The following is a 14,396-nucleotide window of genomic DNA, read 5'->3' on the forward strand; positions in this document are numbered from 1 at the left end:
TTCCCCGCAAGACCTCCGCACTAAAAAGGTACCAAATCTTATCCATATAATGATATGATGAAAAAAACAAAGAGAAAGGAACGTCCAAGGTGGAAAATGCATCAATTTTAATTGTAGACGATGAGAAGGCGATCGTTGATATGGTCAAACGCGTTCTCGTCAAAGAAGGCTATCACAACATTAAGACAGCCGGAAGCGCTGAGGAAGCGATCGAGTTTGTTAAACATGAAACCGCGGATCTGCTCGTGCTGGATGTGATGATGGAAGGCATGTCCGGTTTTGAAGCATGCACCGAAATCCGGAACTATACCGACGCTCCGATCTTTTTTCTGACCGCCCGTTCTTCTGATGCGGATAAGCTGTCAGGATTTGCATTGGGAGCTGACGATTATATAACAAAGCCGTTTAATCCGCTCGAATTGGCGGCGCGGATCAGAGCGACGTTAAAGAGAACCTATAAGCGCGAAGAGAAAACGGCGGTAAAGACGTATTCATACAGTCATTTTTCCTATTCACCGCAAAACGCCGAGCTGATCGTCGGGGGAGAGCCCGTCAGCTGCTCCGCACAGCTTCTGCAATTGCTTCAATATTTCTGTGAACACCCTGATGTGGTGCTCTCAAAAGATCAGATCTATGAAAAAGTATGGGGATATCCGTCTTACGGCGACAACAACACCGTCATGGTGCATATCCGCAAGCTCAGAGAAAAAATTGAAAAAGACCCCAGCAATCCGTCCTATATTGTAACGGTGCGCGGCCTCGGTTATCGGTTTATTCCCGATCAAGGAGAAAAAGGAACCCGCTCATGAGAATGCGCGGAAAATTTCTGCTCCACTTTTTCGGACAGCTTCTGCTTGTCATCCTGCTGATGTCCGTTTTGGCCGTCGCTTCTTTCTTCTATTTGGATTGGCGTTTCAGCGAAGCGGAAGCCAATGCGGGACTGACCAAAGCGACCGCGGACTCGTTTGAAGCGTGGCTTGATAAAAACGAAGACGGCACATGGGATGTCGATGAGTTTTTAAAGATGTCGGTCCGAAAGCAGAAGGGCTGGCTGCAGATCATTAATGACAATGAAAAAACGGACTACGCGTACAGAGTGCCGAAAGACGTCCCGAGCCATTACAGCAGAAAAGATCTCTTATCCATTTACCAGTACCGGAATTTTGACAACTACAAGCTGAATTACTGGACGGTCACGATAAATGATGAGACCTATTTGATTCTGTTCGGCTGGAAATCCGCCAGTGAGCAGCTTCTCACTTACATCGAATCACAGGAGCCATCCCTCGCTTCCCTTTCTCAATATAAAAAGAGCACGATTGATTATATTAAACGGGAAAAAGGGGCGGTCTACCTTCTCGAAGACAGCGGCAGACTGCTCGGGGATATCAACAGCACGAAAAAAGAACGGAACACCGTCAATGAGCTTGAATTGCTGAAATACAGTTCCAAGCCGTGGAATTACAAACGGGAAATTTCTTTTAAAAGACTCGATAAAACGAAATGGATGGTCGCGTCGGTGCCGAACCCCGTGTACATCCCCGATCACGAGTTTAACAAATCATTTTTGAGAAATGTGATGAAAACCCTCTTCCTCTTGATCGGAATCCTGGTATTTATGATCTGCATCCTGACCATCTGGTACTCTTTCCGTTTCGGCTGGCCGCTGTTTCATACCATCAAATGGCTCGTCAATTTATCAAAGGGCCGGCTTGAAGAGCCGAAGAACCGCAAAGGACAGCCGGTCAGCAAAAACAAAAAAGGCAAAACAAAACAGCCGTTCCGCTTTTTCGCCGAGATTTTCGAATCGATGGATCAGCTGACCGACACGCTGAAGCGGGATAAGAAAAACAGAGAAAAAATCCAGGCGACAAGGGAAGAGTGGATCGCCGGGCTGAGCCATGACTTAAAAACCCCGCTGAGCACGATTTACGGCTACAGCATGATGCTTGAATCGAAGCAATACGACTGGACCCCGGAAGAAGTCAAAGAAATGGGGCAGATCGTCCGGGAAAAATCAGAATATATGTCGAAGCTGATTGAGGACTTAAACTTAACATACCGCCTCAAAAACGCGGCCCTCCCGATCGAACGGCGGCTGATCAACGTCGTGCCGTTTATCAGAAACGTCACGAACGATTTCACGAAAAACACGTTCTCGGAAGGCTATGACATCGCCTTTGAAACCAAAAAGGAAGACATTCTTTTCGCCATTGATGAAGCGTGGTTCCGCCGTATTCTGGAGAATCTGCTGGCAAACGCGGTTAAGCATAATAAGAAAGGGACCGCCATTCGGGTCGTGCTTGAGGAATCAGCCGAACAGCTCATTCTGAAGGTGAAAGATAACGGAAGAGGAATGGACGACGAAACGATTCACCAGCTGTTTAACCGTTATTACCGGGGAACGAATACGAAGGGACCGTCAGAAGGAACGGGACTCGGGCTCGCCATTGCCAAGGAGCTGGTTCACCTTCATAACGGAACCATCCATGTCAACAGCAGAATCAGCGCCGGAACGGTGATTACGATTCTTTTTAAAAAAGATTGAGTTTGGACGCCGCTTTGTCGGGAATAACAATAGAAGACTGACAAGCAAAAGAGGTGTTCACACATGGAAGCAGCATTACGAGCAGATACGAGAGCAGTTATCGGAGAAGGCCCTTTATGGGACAAGGACAAGCAATGCCTGTACTGGGTGGATATACTGGGCAGCCAGCTGCATATCTTCACTCCGGCTGACGGAATCAACCGTTCCGTTAAATTCAAATCATTTGTCACGGCTCTGGCCTTGTATTCAAAGGAAGAGCTGGTGATGACGATGAAAGACGGTTTTTACCTGTACAATCTTCGGGAAGACACATTGACGAAGATGAAGCAGCCGAAAGACATGCGGGAAGATATCCGTTTCAATGACGCAAAATGCGATCCGTCCGGCAGATTATGGGCGGGAACGACGAGCATGGAAGGCAAAGAAGAGGAGGCTTCGCTGTACCGTCTGAATACGGACGGCAGCCTTGCCAAAATAAAAGACCAGGTCTCCACCTCGAACGGTTTGGATTGGGATCGGGACCGAAACCTGATGTACTATATCGATACTCCGACGCAGGAAATCGTCTGTTATTCATATGATCCTGAAACCGGAGCCGTATCAGATCCGAAAACGGTCTACCGCTTTCCGGAGTCGCAAGGATCTCCCGACGGAATGACCATTGACCGTGACGGAATGCTGTGGGTGGCTCTGTTCGGAGGCGGCCGTGCCGTCCGGATTGACCCGTTTTTGCATAAGGAAATTGCATCTATCGAAGTTCCGGCGAAATACGTCACCTGCTGCGCGTTCGGAGGCAGAGACTTGAACACGTTATACATTACGACCGCGACGGAAAAATTGACGGAAGCCGAAAGACTTGAGCAGCCGCATGCGGGCGGCCTGTTTTCAGCAGAGCTTGAGACGGGCGGCTGGGAGCCGGTTCCGTTTGCAGGCATGATGTAAAAAAAAGCCCTGGCATATGGGGAAGTTCCCATTGTGCCGGGCTTTTTTGTGTTAAATGGAGCGGATGATGCCGCCTTCAACCCGCTGTGCGGTGCCATTAATGGCAGAAGCCGCTGATGAAGCGAGAAATACAATCGTATTGGCGACTTCTTCCGGGGTTGCATAGCGCTGAATCAATGATGTCGGTTCATTCACTTTAAAATAATCCCGGACGAAGCTGTCTGTGTCTTCTCCGGCAGCCTTTGCGGCTCCTTCCATGTAAGAAGCGACGCCTTCGGTCCATGTCGGTCCCGGCAGCACGGAGTTGACCGTGACATTTGTGCCTTTCGTCATTTCCGCCATTCCCCGGGACAAGCTGATTAACGCCGTTTTCGTCATTGAATACGGAATCATTTGCGCAAGCGGTTTGACACCGGCTTCACTGGAGATGTTCAGAATCCGTCCGCTGTTTCTTTCGAGCATTTGCGGGAGAAAACGCCGGCACAGGCGCACGGCGCTCATAACATTCACTTCAAAATACCGAGTCCATTCGTCATCAGACACCTCAGTGAAGTCCTTTACTTCAAAAAAACCGAGATTATTGACGAGAATATCGACTTCCCCGATTCCGCCGGCGCGCTTTATCAAGTCATCCGCCTCATCCTGACGCGATAAATCCGCAGCGATGCCGTGAACCGTTCCGTAAGCGGAAAGCTCCTCAACCGTCCGTTCCACAGTTTCTTTTTTTCTTCCGTTTATAATCACCTCGGCGCCTTCGGCTAAAAAGCTTTTTGCCGCGGCTTTTCCGATGCCTGAGGTTGATCCTGTAATCAACACGAGCTTTCGTTCAAGCTGTAATTCCATGATAATCCTCCTTTTTACACCATTGTGTAACAGTATACATGATGAATTTTAGTGTGTACGAACAATTTGCTTTCATGCAAAAAGGCCGGATATACAAGCCTTAAAGACTTATAGTATAATTACTGCGAAAAAAGGATACGAATGTCAAAGAGACAATCGTTTACCATAATCAGGGGGAGTTAAAAGAATGAAGAAGATCACTGCCGTCTGGGCGGCGCTTTTGGTCACCGCCTTTGTGATCGCCGGCTGTTCCGGCGCACAGGAAGAAGGAAGCGCGGCCAAACAAAAAGCCGTCTCAACCGAAGCATTCCCGGTAACCATTAAGGATGCCGCGAACGAAAAAGTAACCATAAAGCAGGCACCGGAAAAAATCGTTTCCCTCATGCCGAGCAATACGGAAATTACATACGCGCTCGGACTGGGAGATAAGGTCGCAGGCGTCACGACAAATGATACATATCCGAAAGAAGCGGTAAAAAAAACGAAAGTCGGAGATATGAATGTGAACGCTGAAAAAGTCATCGCGCTGAAGCCGGATCTCGTGCTTGCCCACGCGTCCTCTATGTCCGCTTCCGCCGATGCGATGAAGCAGCTGAAAGATGCGGGCATCACCGTCTTAACGGTCAATGATGCGCAATCGTTCCAAGATGTGTACAAATCAATCAGCATGATCGGAAAAGCGGCCGGCAAAGAAAAGCAGGCGGATAAGCTGATCAAATCGATGAAATCCGACCTTTCCGGCATAGAAAAGAAAGCGGCGGCCATTTCTGAAAAAGACGAAAAGAAAGTATTCGTCGAAGTGTCTCCTGACGGCTACACGACGGGGAAAGGCACGTTTATGAACGAAATGCTTGAAGATATACACGCGAAAAACGCCGCCGGCAGCCAGACCGGCTGGGTTCAGCTGACGGATGAAGCGATTGTCAAAATGAATCCGGACGTCATCATTACGACAGACGGCGTAAAGGCCGCTGAAGTGGAAAAACGCGCCGGCTGGGGTGCCGTCAATGCGGTCAAACACCACAATGTCTATTCTGTTGATCCCGACCTTGTCACACGCTCAGGCCCGCGCCTTGTCAAAGGGGTCGAGAAGCTTGCAGAAAGCGTTTATCCTGAAACGTTTAAAAAGTAACCGCCCGCTGGCCTACACGGTCAGCCTGCTGTTTTTAGCCGTTTGTACGGCACTCGGCATTTCAATCGGCAGTCTGCATATTCCTTTATCCGACGTTTTTTGGATCGGGATCGGCCGGACATCCTCGGCTGACCCTATGAATGTAAATATTATGATGAATATCCGCCTGCCGAGAGTCGTTCTGGCTGCCCTTGTCGGAGCCGCGTTATCCATTGCGGGAGCGGCGTTTCAGGGACTTCTGAAAAATCCGCTCGCCGACCCTTATACACTCGGGGTATCTTCGGGAGCCTCAGCGGGAGCCGTTATCACCTTGTTTTTCGGCATTCAGATTCCCGTCATCGGCCGGTTCACACTACCGGTTGTCAGCATCGCCGCAGCCATTGCGGTCATGGCGGCGGTTCTGTTTTTCAGCCGCCTCGTTCATGCGTCGATGTCGGTTTCGACGCTCATTTTGACAGGCATCATCATGAATTCTTTTCTCGGGGCTCTCATATCGCTTGTGATCGCTTTAACGGGCAATGATCTGCTCCCGATTGTCCGCTGGCTGTTAGGAAGCGTGTCAATGAGGGGCTGGGGCTATGTCGCGCTGTTTCTGCCTTTTTTTCTGGCCGGGACGGCGCTTCTGCTTATCAATGGCAGAGAATTAAACATTATGACTTATGGAGAAGAAAAGGCAAGGCTGTTAGGCGTCAGTACGGGAAAAAGAAAATGGCTGATGATCGCCGCCGGATCTCTGCTGACGGGAGGAGCGGTTGCCGTCTCGGGGACGATCGGATTTGTCGGCCTTGTCATTCCCCACGTGACACGGCTTTTGTGGGGGACGGATCATCGCCATTTACTGCCGCTGTCAGCATTGACGGGCGCCGGGTTTCTCATTTTGGCGGATTTGTTTTCCCGCACCGTCATTGAGCCTGTCGAATTGCCGATCGGCATTATGACGGCTTTGGCGGGAGCGCCTGTGTTTGCCTTGATTCTGCTTCGCCAGCATCATGGAGGGAAACGCTTATGATCAGGGTGAGCAGCCTGTCCGGCGGGTACGGAGGCCGGATGATTGTGGAAGATGTCAGCTTTACCGCGGGAAAAGGTGAATTTGTCGGCATACTCGGTCCGAACGGCTCGGGAAAAACAACGCTGTTGAAATTGCTGACGGGAATGCTCTTTCCGTCAAAAGGCGAGGCGCTCGTAGCAGGCAGGCCCGTCGGCGGATACAAGCCGCGGGAACTTGCGAAAATCATGGCCGTTTTGCCGCAGCATACGGAGCAAGCTTTTACATTTACCGTTAAGGAAACAGTGTCTTTCGGCAGATACCCGTATCAAAAAGGACTCTTCAGACAGATGGATCAACATGACGAAGACATTGTCCGGGAAGCGATGGAAATGACGGGCATCGACCGATATGCGCAGCAATCCGTCTGCAATCTGAGCGGAGGGGAGCGGCAGCGCGTCTTTCTGGCGCAGGCGCTGGCTCAGCAGCCTGAGGTGCTGTGTCTGGATGAGCCGACAACCTTTCTTGATCTCAAATATCAGAAAGACCTGCTTGATACGGTGAAGCGGCTGACGAGAGAAAGAGGCCTGACGGTCATCAGTATTTTTCACGACCTAAACGCCGCAGGCCAATATTGTGATCAGCTCCTGATGATGAAAGACGGGCGCGCTTTTCCGAAGCAGACGCCGGATCAGGCTTTGAAAAAAGAGACGATTGAAGACATTTACGGCATCACCGTCAGCGCTGTTGCCCAGCAATCGTCGCCGAAACCGCTGATCGCGTTCATGCCGGAAGCGCGGGAGGAAAGAGAGCCCGTCAACGTTCCGTTCGCCTCTCAGATAAACAAAAGCGGAAATACCGTAACGCTTCATACAGAACGGCCGTTCAGAATGTTGTCAACCGCATCTGACGGCCCGGGCTTTTCGTGGAGCCGCCGGCTTTCCGGTTCAGCGGCCGCTGGTTTGATCTGCCGTACGTTTGATTCGGTCACAATTGCCGTGACTGCGCAGCATACCGTTTGGGTGCTGATCAGCGGACGTTTATCGGAACAGGGATTTGTACGGCTGTTAACGGCAGCGGCTGAAGCGAGAATGCAGGCTCTTTCCGGCAGACAGGCAAAAGGCGACATTGTCATTTGTGCCTTGCAGACAGGAGAGGCGATGGACGTCCCTCGCGCGGAAAGAGCCGTCAGAAGAGGAACCGCGGCATGTGTAAAAGCGGCGGAAGAAGGAGGAATACAACGATGAAGCTGTATACGAAAACCGGTGATAAAGGACAGACAAGCCTGATCGGCGGCAGAACGGATAAAGACAGTCTGCGGGTTGAAAGCTACGGGACGATTGATGAGCTGAACAGCTTTATCGGGCTTGCGCTTGCGGAGCTTGATGATTGTGAGAATTGCGGTGATGTGAAAGCCGAACTCCGAAACATTCAGCATGAGCTGTTTGACTGCGGCGGCGACTTGGCGACGGTCACTGAACATAGAAGCTATACATTAAGAGAGACATCTATTTCCGCATTGGAAGACTGCATAGACCGTTACACGGCTGAAGCGCCCCCGCTTGAGAAATTTATTCTTCCGGGCGGGCATAAGGCGGCTGCTCAGCTTCACATCGCGCGGACCGTCACGAGACGGGCTGAGCGTCTCATCGTGAAACTCGGCAAAACAGAAGAGATAAACGATACGGTGATGCGTTACTTGAACCGCCTGTCTGATTATTTTTTCGCGGCGGCAAGAGCGGTTAACGCAAGACAGGGCGTTCAGGATATAGAGTATGAAAGAAGCGCCGCGGTATTCCGTGATGATGAATAATGTTTTGTTCAGCCGGCAGCAGCAAGCCGGCTGTTTTTTTATAGAGATATCCATCAATTGAACCTTTATTGACAGGAGGAAAATGTATCTTATGCATTATTGACTGAAAAATTAAAAAATGAGATATTATAAGAAACATTGTAAAATAATGGGGGATTTGATAGATGGATACATATAATAAGAGCGAGAGCATCTGGAATAAAAATTTCACCCTTCTGTTTATCTCAAGGCTGGTTAAATTGTCAGGCGACGGTTTTGCCTTTAATTCCATTCTGTGGTTTTTGATTTTTGACGGGGAAGGCGCGATCGGCACGTCCCTGCTCATTGCGGTCACGTTCCTTCCGGAGGCGATGCTGGCGCCGATTACCGGGCCTTTTATGAAGCAGCATACGCTGAAATTCTGGATGTATTTCTCCGACCTGACGCGCGCGGCGGTCGTGTTGATCATTCCGGTCTGTTACTTTAACGGTTTTTCTCCTTTATGGTTTGTCATGCTTCTCATGATTGTGCATTCAGCCACGGGAGCCGCTTATAATCCTGCATCTATCTCATTAATCCCCAATATTGTCAGAGAAAACAGCCTGCAGAAAGCGAATGCGGTCATCCAGTCATCAGGCCAGATCGTCAGGCTTGCCGCCATTACGCTGAGCGGGGTGTTCTTAACATTTATCAGTCCCGCTTATTCTTTGTTTATCGCTCTTATATTCTATCTTCTATCAGGTTTTCTCGTACTCTTTATGTCATACCAAGTCCAGCATGCCAAACAGGATACAGTCGCCGTCAGACAGCGCGGGACGTATTTCGGAAGGCTCAAACGGGGTTTCGTTCTTGTCAGGAAACACCAGATTTTATACCCGCTCGCCATCTATTGTATCTTCATGAATTTTGCGGCCGCTCCGTGGGAGGCGCTCTCTGCCGTTTATGTCGCCGAAGATTTAAACATGCCGCCGATCATCTACTCGCTTTTGAAAGCGACAGGCACGGGCGGAGCCTTTTTAATGGGTTTTATTTTGGCTAAGGTGAAGGTGAACAAATACGGCCTCCTGTTTGTGTCAGCGGGAATCATAGAAGGAGCGGCATTTTTCATCACCGGCCTCAACACTTTTCTGCCGCTCGTCTTCCTCGCCGCGTTTGCGTTCGGATCTGCCGTCAGCGCTATTAATGTGCCGGAATATACGATTATTCAGACGTCTGTGGACCATGATGACCAGCCGCAAGTCTATGCCGTCATCCATATGATCTCAAACATATCCATTCCGCTCGGCGCGGTTCTTTGCGGATACGCGGCTAACGCCTTCGGTCCCGGAAAAGTCATTGCCGCAGGCGGTCTCGTTGAAGTCCTGTCCGGTCTCGGAATATTGTTCTTTACGAAGCTGGCCAAAGCCGAACGCTCAGATCTCATCAGGGAAAAAGAAGCGAGCATCAGAATATAGATTTTTCGTGAAACGCCCTGCGCCGTCCGGTGCAGCGGCGTTTTTTTATGCGAAGGTCCGGGGGCTTATACGACTCCGGTCTGATATGAAAATCAATCTCTGACTCGTTTTGCCGGCCGCGGGATTTGTTTATAGTAAAGACAAGGAAAACGAAAGGAGGATCTGCATGAATATAAATGGTAAAACGGCAGGCGGCTTTCTGCTGATTGTGTTCGGACTTTCTGTCTTTTTCGGAGGAGGCCATTTCGCATTTATCATCCCGCTGGCGATCGGAGGCCTGATGCTTTACTGGGGAATCAAACGTTTTTCAAAAGGCCGGGCGGTATCGGGTATCATCGCGGGCGTCATCGGAGCTATGATTCTCGTCGGTTCTCTTCCATTTATCGTTGCGATCGGACTGGCCGGCGCCATGGTGTATTTCGGGTGGAAGATGATGAAGCAGGGCGGCTCAGATACCGCTTCCCGCCAGTATGAACCGGAAGCGGCATCACCGGGCTATCAATCCGGATTTGACTCTGAATGGGAAGAATTTCTGAAGAAAAAATAAGGAGGAAGACAAAATGGTCTTAAAAAGAATAAGAAATATGTTCGTCGCATCTGTTAACGAAGGGCTTGATAAATTAGAAAATCCGAAAGTCATGCTGAATCAATATGTGCGTGATATGGAAAGTGACATCGCTAAGGCGAAACAAACGATTGTCAAACAGCATACGATCGTCCATCAGTTTAAGAAAAAACAGGAAGACGCCTCCGAAACGGCGGCAAAACGGAAAAACCAGGCTCAGCTTGCTTTTGATGCCGGGGAAGAGGAGCTGGCGAAAAAGGCGCTGACTGAAATGAAATACCTTGAGGGAAAAGCGGCCGAACATGAAAAAGCGTATGAGCAGGCGAAAACACAGCTGGCAGAGCTGAAAGAGCAGCTGGAAACTTTAGAAACGCGCCTCCGCGACGTAAAGGATAAAAAACAGGCGCTCATCGCCCGCGCAAACGCGGCAAATGCGAAGGAACATATGAACGCTTCTTTCGACAAAATTGACAGCGAAAGCGCCTACAGAGAGTTCCTTCGAATGGAAAGCCGCATTGAAGAAATGGAAGTCCGCGTCAAATACGGCACTTCAGCTGAGGCGAACACAGAATACAGCCGCTCCCAATATTCAGACGAGGTGGAAGCTGAGATTGAAAAAATGCGCTCGCTTTCTCTGGAAAAAACAGAGCGTCAAAAAGCGGCTCATGAATAATGTGCACAAGGGAAGATCGGCGCGTTTACGCCTCTTCCCTATACGCACGTATCAATTCTCCGGCTTTTCCTTTATAATAAAATGAATGAAAAAGGATGGAACGTAATGAAGCGTAAGATTGCCAAAGGACTGATGGCGGCGTCCGTTCTGATCTGCTGTCTGTTTTTGGTGAAAGAAGTGTTTGCCGGGCGTTTTTTTCCGCTGTGCGAAACAGAAGCGGAATCGGCAAGCATACCGCCGCGTGCCGTCAACAGCCTGTCGGTTTCATCGGAACAGACGGATGTAAAAATCATCGCGGAAGCGCGGAATGATATCGCGGCAAACATGACGGGACCGGCGGGGAAAATGTTTGTCCAAAGCAGGGGAAAGACCCTCAATCTTAAAGCGAAGGAGAAAGGGTTCCAATTTCTGAATCTCTTTCAGCGCCCTCTGCTGATTGTCCGCATTCCGTATGATTATCATCGGGACATCACCGTCCATACATCAAGCGGCAGCATTGCCGTCGACGGAAACAAGGGGCTGTCTCTTGCGCACCTCGGCGTCCGTTCTGTAAGCGGGAACATGTCGCTGAAGCACGTGAAGACGGATGTGTTTGAAGCGAAGGGGCTGTCGGGCAATCTCACAGCAGCAGGCCTTGCGGCAAAAACGGGGGCTGTCCGTTTATCCTCGGGACATGTCGGGCTTCAACATGTGGCGGGCGCCCTTGACGTGCGGGTCGCTTCTGGCAGTGTCGATGCCTCGCTTGAGACGGCGGATGCTCCCGTATCCGTCAGGCTTGCGAGCGGCAGCGCAGCGATCAGCCTGCCGAAAGACGGAAGTTTTACGGTGAACGCCGAGACGGCAAGCGGAAGGATTCGGCCGTCTTATTCCTTTGAGAAAACGAGTAAGGAAGGCGGGGCATTTACCGGCATGAAAGGCAGCGGCGCCAGGCCGATTGATATAAAAGTGACGAGCGGCAATATTGCACTGCAATAGTCAAGGAAAGGAGGGGCAAGCAGCTGATGGCAAAAAAACAGATTCTCGGACTTATCATCGCCTTATTAGGCGTCAGCATGTTTTTGCGTATTATCGGCATCGGCGACTTCTTGTTTTGGCCGCTCTTTTTTCTGATCACAGGTTATATTTTTAATAAATATTCCCGCGGCTGGCTCGGCTCCGTCCTGTATATCTTCGCCGCTTTTTTATTTTTGAGGAACCTGTTCAGCGCCACCTTTAACCTGTTCGGCTATGCCTTCGCCGCCTTTCTCATATACGCGGGCTACAGGCTCCTGAAAGGAAAGCGCGTGTATGAACATAAAGAGAAGAAAATCAATCTTGAAAAAGAAGAGCAGCCAAAGCCTTCCGCCCAGACGGAAAGCAGACAGCCGGACCTCCGCAGCTTTTTTATCGGCGAGCTCCGGATGATGAAGGACCCGTTTGAGCTGAATGATTTAAATGTTTCCGGATTCATCGGCGATGTGAAAATTGATTTGTCAAAAGCGATGATTCCCGAAGGAGAAAGCACGATGACCATCAGCGGTGTCATAGGCAATGTCGATGTGTACGTCCCGCCGGATATCGAAGTGTCCGTCAGTTCATCGGCTTTTATCGGCGATATGAACCTGCTCGGCTCTAAGAAAAGCGGCATGAGCCCGAATCTGTATAAAGTATCGTCTGAGTACGGCGACTCGCCGCGGCGGATTAAAATTTCAATTTCGTTATTCATCGGCGATGTGGATGTGAAGTATTTATGAGGAAAAAATTACTCGCCAATATTCAGTGGCGCGCCATGCGGATGACCGCGGGACTCAGTCTGCTCCTTTGCGCGGTGTTTATTACGCTGATGCTGCTGTATTACGGGCTTGACCCGATGCTGCTGTTTTCTTCCGGCTGGTTCGGTATTCCGTTTGTGGTGATCCTGCTTCTGGCGTCTCTTTCGGCGGGATTGATTTCCGGTTATGTATACGGCGGCCGCCTGAAAACAAGGATGGATACACTGATTGAAGCGGTTTTGAAATTTGAAAACGGCAATTTTGCTTATCGGGTGCCGCCGCTCGGCGATGATGAAATCGGTCTGGCGGCAGATCAGCTCAACGAAATGGCCAAGCGGGTCGAGCTCCAGGTCACATCGCTGCAAAAGCTCTCCAACGAACGTGCGGAATGGCAGGATCAAATGAAAAAATCGGTCATCACTGAAGAACGCCAGCGGCTGGCGCGCGATCTGCACGATGCCGTCAGCCAGCAGCTCTTTGCCATTTCTATGATGACATCCGCCGTCTTAGAGCAGGTGAAAGATGCGGATGACAAAATCGTCAAACGGATTCGCATGGTTGAACATATGGCGGGGGAAGCGCAAAACGAGATGAGAGCGCTGCTATTGCATTTGCGGCCCGTCACTTTAGAAGGAAAAGGCTTAAAAGAAGGGCTGATTGAGCTGTTAAAAGAGTTCAAAGCGAAGCAGCCGCTGGATATTGAGTGGGACATCAGCGATACGGGTGTGTCAAAAGGCGTTGAAGACCATCTGTTCCGCATCGTGCAGGAGGCGCTTTCCAACGTTTTCAGACATTCAAAGGCGACCAAGGTCACCGTCAGGCTCGGCGCGAAACATCAAAAACTTCAGCTTAAAGTCATTGATAACGGGGCGGGTTTTACGATGGATCAAGTGAAAGCATCCTCATACGGCCTGCATTCCATCAAGGAAAGAGCGAGTGAAATCGGCGGCATAGCGGAAATTATCTCCGTAAAGGGAAAAGGCACGCAGATCGACGTGAAAGTCCCGATTTATCAGAAAACAAAAGGAGAGAACGACAGTGATTCGAGTGTTACTGATTGATGATCATGAAATGGTCAGGATGGGTCTGGCCGCATTTTTAGAAGCACAGCCGGACATTGAAGTCGCCGGTGAAGCATCAGACGGGCAGCAGGGCGTCGATCTGGCCGCAAAGCTTTTGCCGGATGTGATTTTAATGGACCTCGTCATGGACGGCATGGACGGTATCGAAGCGACAAAACAGATCTGCGCGACACTCAATGACCCGAAAATCATCGTGCTGACGAGCTTTATTGATGACGACAAAGTGTATCCGGTGATCGAAGCGGGAGCGCTCAGCTATTTGCTGAAAACGTCCAAGGCGGCAGAAATAGCCGAAGCCATCAGAGCGGCTGCCAAGGGCGAACCGAAGCTTGAATCGAAGGTGGCGGGAAAAGTGCTGTCAAGGCTGCGCCATTCAGAGAATCAGCTTCCGCATGAAACGCTGACAAAAAGAGAACTGGAAATCCTCTGTCTCGTCGCGGAAGGCAAGACGAATAAAGAGATTGGTGAAGAGCTGTTCATTACGATTAAAACGGTGAAAACCCACATTACGAATATATTGTCAAAGCTTGATGTCAGTGACCGCACGCAGGCAGCCGTATATGCCCACCGCAATCATCTCGTGACATAAGAAAAGGAGAGCGGTGCCAGCACACTCTCCCGAGGAACGG

15 protein-coding genes are annotated in these 14,396 nt (G+C 50.1%); 14 read left to right on the forward strand and 1 reads right to left on the reverse strand.

Translation table 11 applies throughout. The annotated features are described in order from the left end of the window. The first annotated feature begins 89 nt into the window (after positions 1-89). From BZ167_RS13670 to BZ167_RS13680, 3 genes are all read left to right on the forward strand, one after another. Positions 90-809, forward strand: a complete 720-nt coding sequence (locus BZ167_RS13670) for a response regulator transcription factor (protein ID WP_003151779.1) — start codon at positions 90-92, stop codon at positions 807-809. After that, positions 806-2,548, forward strand: coding sequence for a HAMP domain-containing sensor histidine kinase (locus BZ167_RS13675; protein WP_012118418.1), 1,743 nt, complete (start codon positions 806-808; stop codon positions 2,546-2,548). The genes BZ167_RS13670 and BZ167_RS13675 overlap by 4 nt, the downstream gene beginning before the upstream one ends. A gap of 63 nt (positions 2,549-2,611) precedes the next feature. Further along, a complete protein-coding gene (locus BZ167_RS13680; RefSeq protein WP_015418192.1) occupies positions 2,612-3,490 on the forward strand; it encodes an SMP-30/gluconolactonase/LRE family protein in 879 nt (292 codons plus the stop codon). A 51-nt stretch (positions 3,491-3,541) separates the two neighbouring features. Here BZ167_RS13680 and BZ167_RS13685 read toward each other — a convergent pair whose 3' ends face one another. Further along, on the reverse strand, positions 3,542-4,333 hold the full coding sequence (locus tag BZ167_RS13685) for an SDR family NAD(P)-dependent oxidoreductase (RefSeq protein ID WP_015240561.1): 792 nt from the start codon (positions 4,331-4,333) through the stop codon (positions 3,542-3,544). A gap of 187 nt (positions 4,334-4,520) precedes the next feature. On the opposite strand from BZ167_RS13685, the gene BZ167_RS13690 reads away from it, so the two are divergent. The 11 genes from BZ167_RS13690 to BZ167_RS13740 all read left to right on the forward strand — a co-directional run bounded on the left by BZ167_RS13690 (position 4,521) and on the right by BZ167_RS13740 (position 14,356). Beyond that, positions 4,521-5,465 (forward strand): ABC transporter substrate-binding protein, encoded by a 945-nt coding sequence (locus tag BZ167_RS13690; RefSeq protein WP_007410050.1) that lies wholly within the window; start codon positions 4,521-4,523, stop codon positions 5,463-5,465. Then, positions 5,428-6,474 (forward strand): FecCD family ABC transporter permease, encoded by a 1,047-nt coding sequence (locus tag BZ167_RS13695; RefSeq protein WP_025285248.1) that lies wholly within the window; start codon positions 5,428-5,430, stop codon positions 6,472-6,474. Before BZ167_RS13690 ends, BZ167_RS13695 begins: the two co-directional genes overlap by 38 nt. Continuing rightward, positions 6,471-7,697, forward strand: coding sequence for an ABC transporter ATP-binding protein (locus BZ167_RS13700; RefSeq protein WP_039063616.1), 1,227 nt, complete (start codon positions 6,471-6,473; stop codon positions 7,695-7,697). Before BZ167_RS13695 ends, BZ167_RS13700 begins: the two co-directional genes overlap by 4 nt. Continuing rightward, positions 7,694-8,263, forward strand: a complete 570-nt coding sequence (locus BZ167_RS13705; RefSeq protein WP_007410054.1) for a cob(I)yrinic acid a,c-diamide adenosyltransferase — start codon at positions 7,694-7,696, stop codon at positions 8,261-8,263. Before BZ167_RS13700 ends, BZ167_RS13705 begins: the two co-directional genes overlap by 4 nt. Before the next feature lie 164 nt (positions 8,264-8,427). Then, positions 8,428-9,696, forward strand: coding sequence for an MFS transporter (locus tag BZ167_RS13710; RefSeq protein WP_007410055.1), 1,269 nt, complete (start codon positions 8,428-8,430; stop codon positions 9,694-9,696). 166 nt (positions 9,697-9,862) lie between these two features. Further along, positions 9,863-10,243: a protein liaI gene (locus BZ167_RS13715; RefSeq protein ID WP_007410056.1), complete on the forward strand. Its 381-nt coding sequence runs from the start codon at positions 9,863-9,865 to the stop codon at positions 10,241-10,243. A gap of 13 nt (positions 10,244-10,256) precedes the next feature. Next, complete coding sequence (liaH, locus tag BZ167_RS13720) at positions 10,257-10,934, forward strand: stress responsive protein LiaH (protein WP_007410057.1); 678 nt, start codon at positions 10,257-10,259, stop codon at positions 10,932-10,934. A 105-nt stretch (positions 10,935-11,039) separates the two neighbouring features. Continuing rightward, the gene (gene liaG, locus BZ167_RS13725; protein ID WP_007410058.1) at positions 11,040-11,909 is read left to right on the forward strand and encodes a LiaG family protein; all 870 of its coding nucleotides are present in this window, start codon (positions 11,040-11,042) and stop codon (positions 11,907-11,909) included. A gap of 26 nt (positions 11,910-11,935) precedes the next feature. Beyond that, a complete protein-coding gene (liaF, locus tag BZ167_RS13730) occupies positions 11,936-12,667 on the forward strand; it encodes a cell wall-active antibiotics response protein LiaF (protein WP_003151794.1) in 732 nt (243 codons plus the stop codon). Next, complete coding sequence (gene liaS, locus BZ167_RS13735) at positions 12,664-13,746, forward strand: two-component system sensor histidine kinase LiaS (protein ID WP_003151796.1); 1,083 nt, start codon at positions 12,664-12,666, stop codon at positions 13,744-13,746. Before liaF ends, liaS begins: the two co-directional genes overlap by 4 nt. Next, a complete protein-coding gene (locus tag BZ167_RS13740) occupies positions 13,724-14,356 on the forward strand; it encodes a two-component system response regulator LiaR (protein WP_007410060.1) in 633 nt (210 codons plus the stop codon). Before liaS ends, BZ167_RS13740 begins: the two co-directional genes overlap by 23 nt. Positions 14,357-14,396: the final 40 nt, after the last annotated feature.

Source organism: Bacillus sp. 275 (assembly GCF_001999205.1).
Classification (GTDB): domain Bacteria; phylum Bacillota; class Bacilli; order Bacillales; family Bacillaceae; genus Bacillus; species Bacillus velezensis.

Bases quoted from the DNA above. Each gene is read 5' to 3' on its own strand.
- liaG (WP_007410058.1), top strand. From the start codon at position 11,040: ATGAAGCGTAAGATTGCCAAAGGACTGATGGCGGCGTCCGTTCTGATC.
- BZ167_RS13685 (WP_015240561.1), bottom strand. From the start codon at position 4,333: ATGGAATTACAGCTTGAACGAAAGCTCGTGTTGATTACAGGATCAACC.
- BZ167_RS13715 (WP_007410056.1), top strand. From the start codon at position 9,863: ATGAATATAAATGGTAAAACGGCAGGCGGCTTTCTGCTGATTGTGTTC.
- liaF (WP_003151794.1), top strand. From the start codon at position 11,936: ATGGCAAAAAAACAGATTCTCGGACTTATCATCGCCTTATTAGGCGTC.
- BZ167_RS13680 (WP_015418192.1), top strand. From the start codon at position 2,612: ATGGAAGCAGCATTACGAGCAGATACGAGAGCAGTTATCGGAGAAGGC.
- liaH (WP_007410057.1), top strand. From the start codon at position 10,257: ATGGTCTTAAAAAGAATAAGAAATATGTTCGTCGCATCTGTTAACGAA.
- BZ167_RS13700 (WP_039063616.1), top strand. From the start codon at position 6,471: ATGATCAGGGTGAGCAGCCTGTCCGGCGGGTACGGAGGCCGGATGATT.
- BZ167_RS13705 (WP_007410054.1), top strand. From the start codon at position 7,694: ATGAAGCTGTATACGAAAACCGGTGATAAAGGACAGACAAGCCTGATC.
- BZ167_RS13710 (WP_007410055.1), top strand. From the start codon at position 8,428: ATGGATACATATAATAAGAGCGAGAGCATCTGGAATAAAAATTTCACC.
- BZ167_RS13690 (WP_007410050.1), top strand. From the start codon at position 4,521: ATGAAGAAGATCACTGCCGTCTGGGCGGCGCTTTTGGTCACCGCCTTT.
- liaS (WP_003151796.1), top strand. From the start codon at position 12,664: ATGAGGAAAAAATTACTCGCCAATATTCAGTGGCGCGCCATGCGGATG.
- BZ167_RS13675 (WP_012118418.1), top strand. From the start codon at position 806: ATGAGAATGCGCGGAAAATTTCTGCTCCACTTTTTCGGACAGCTTCTG.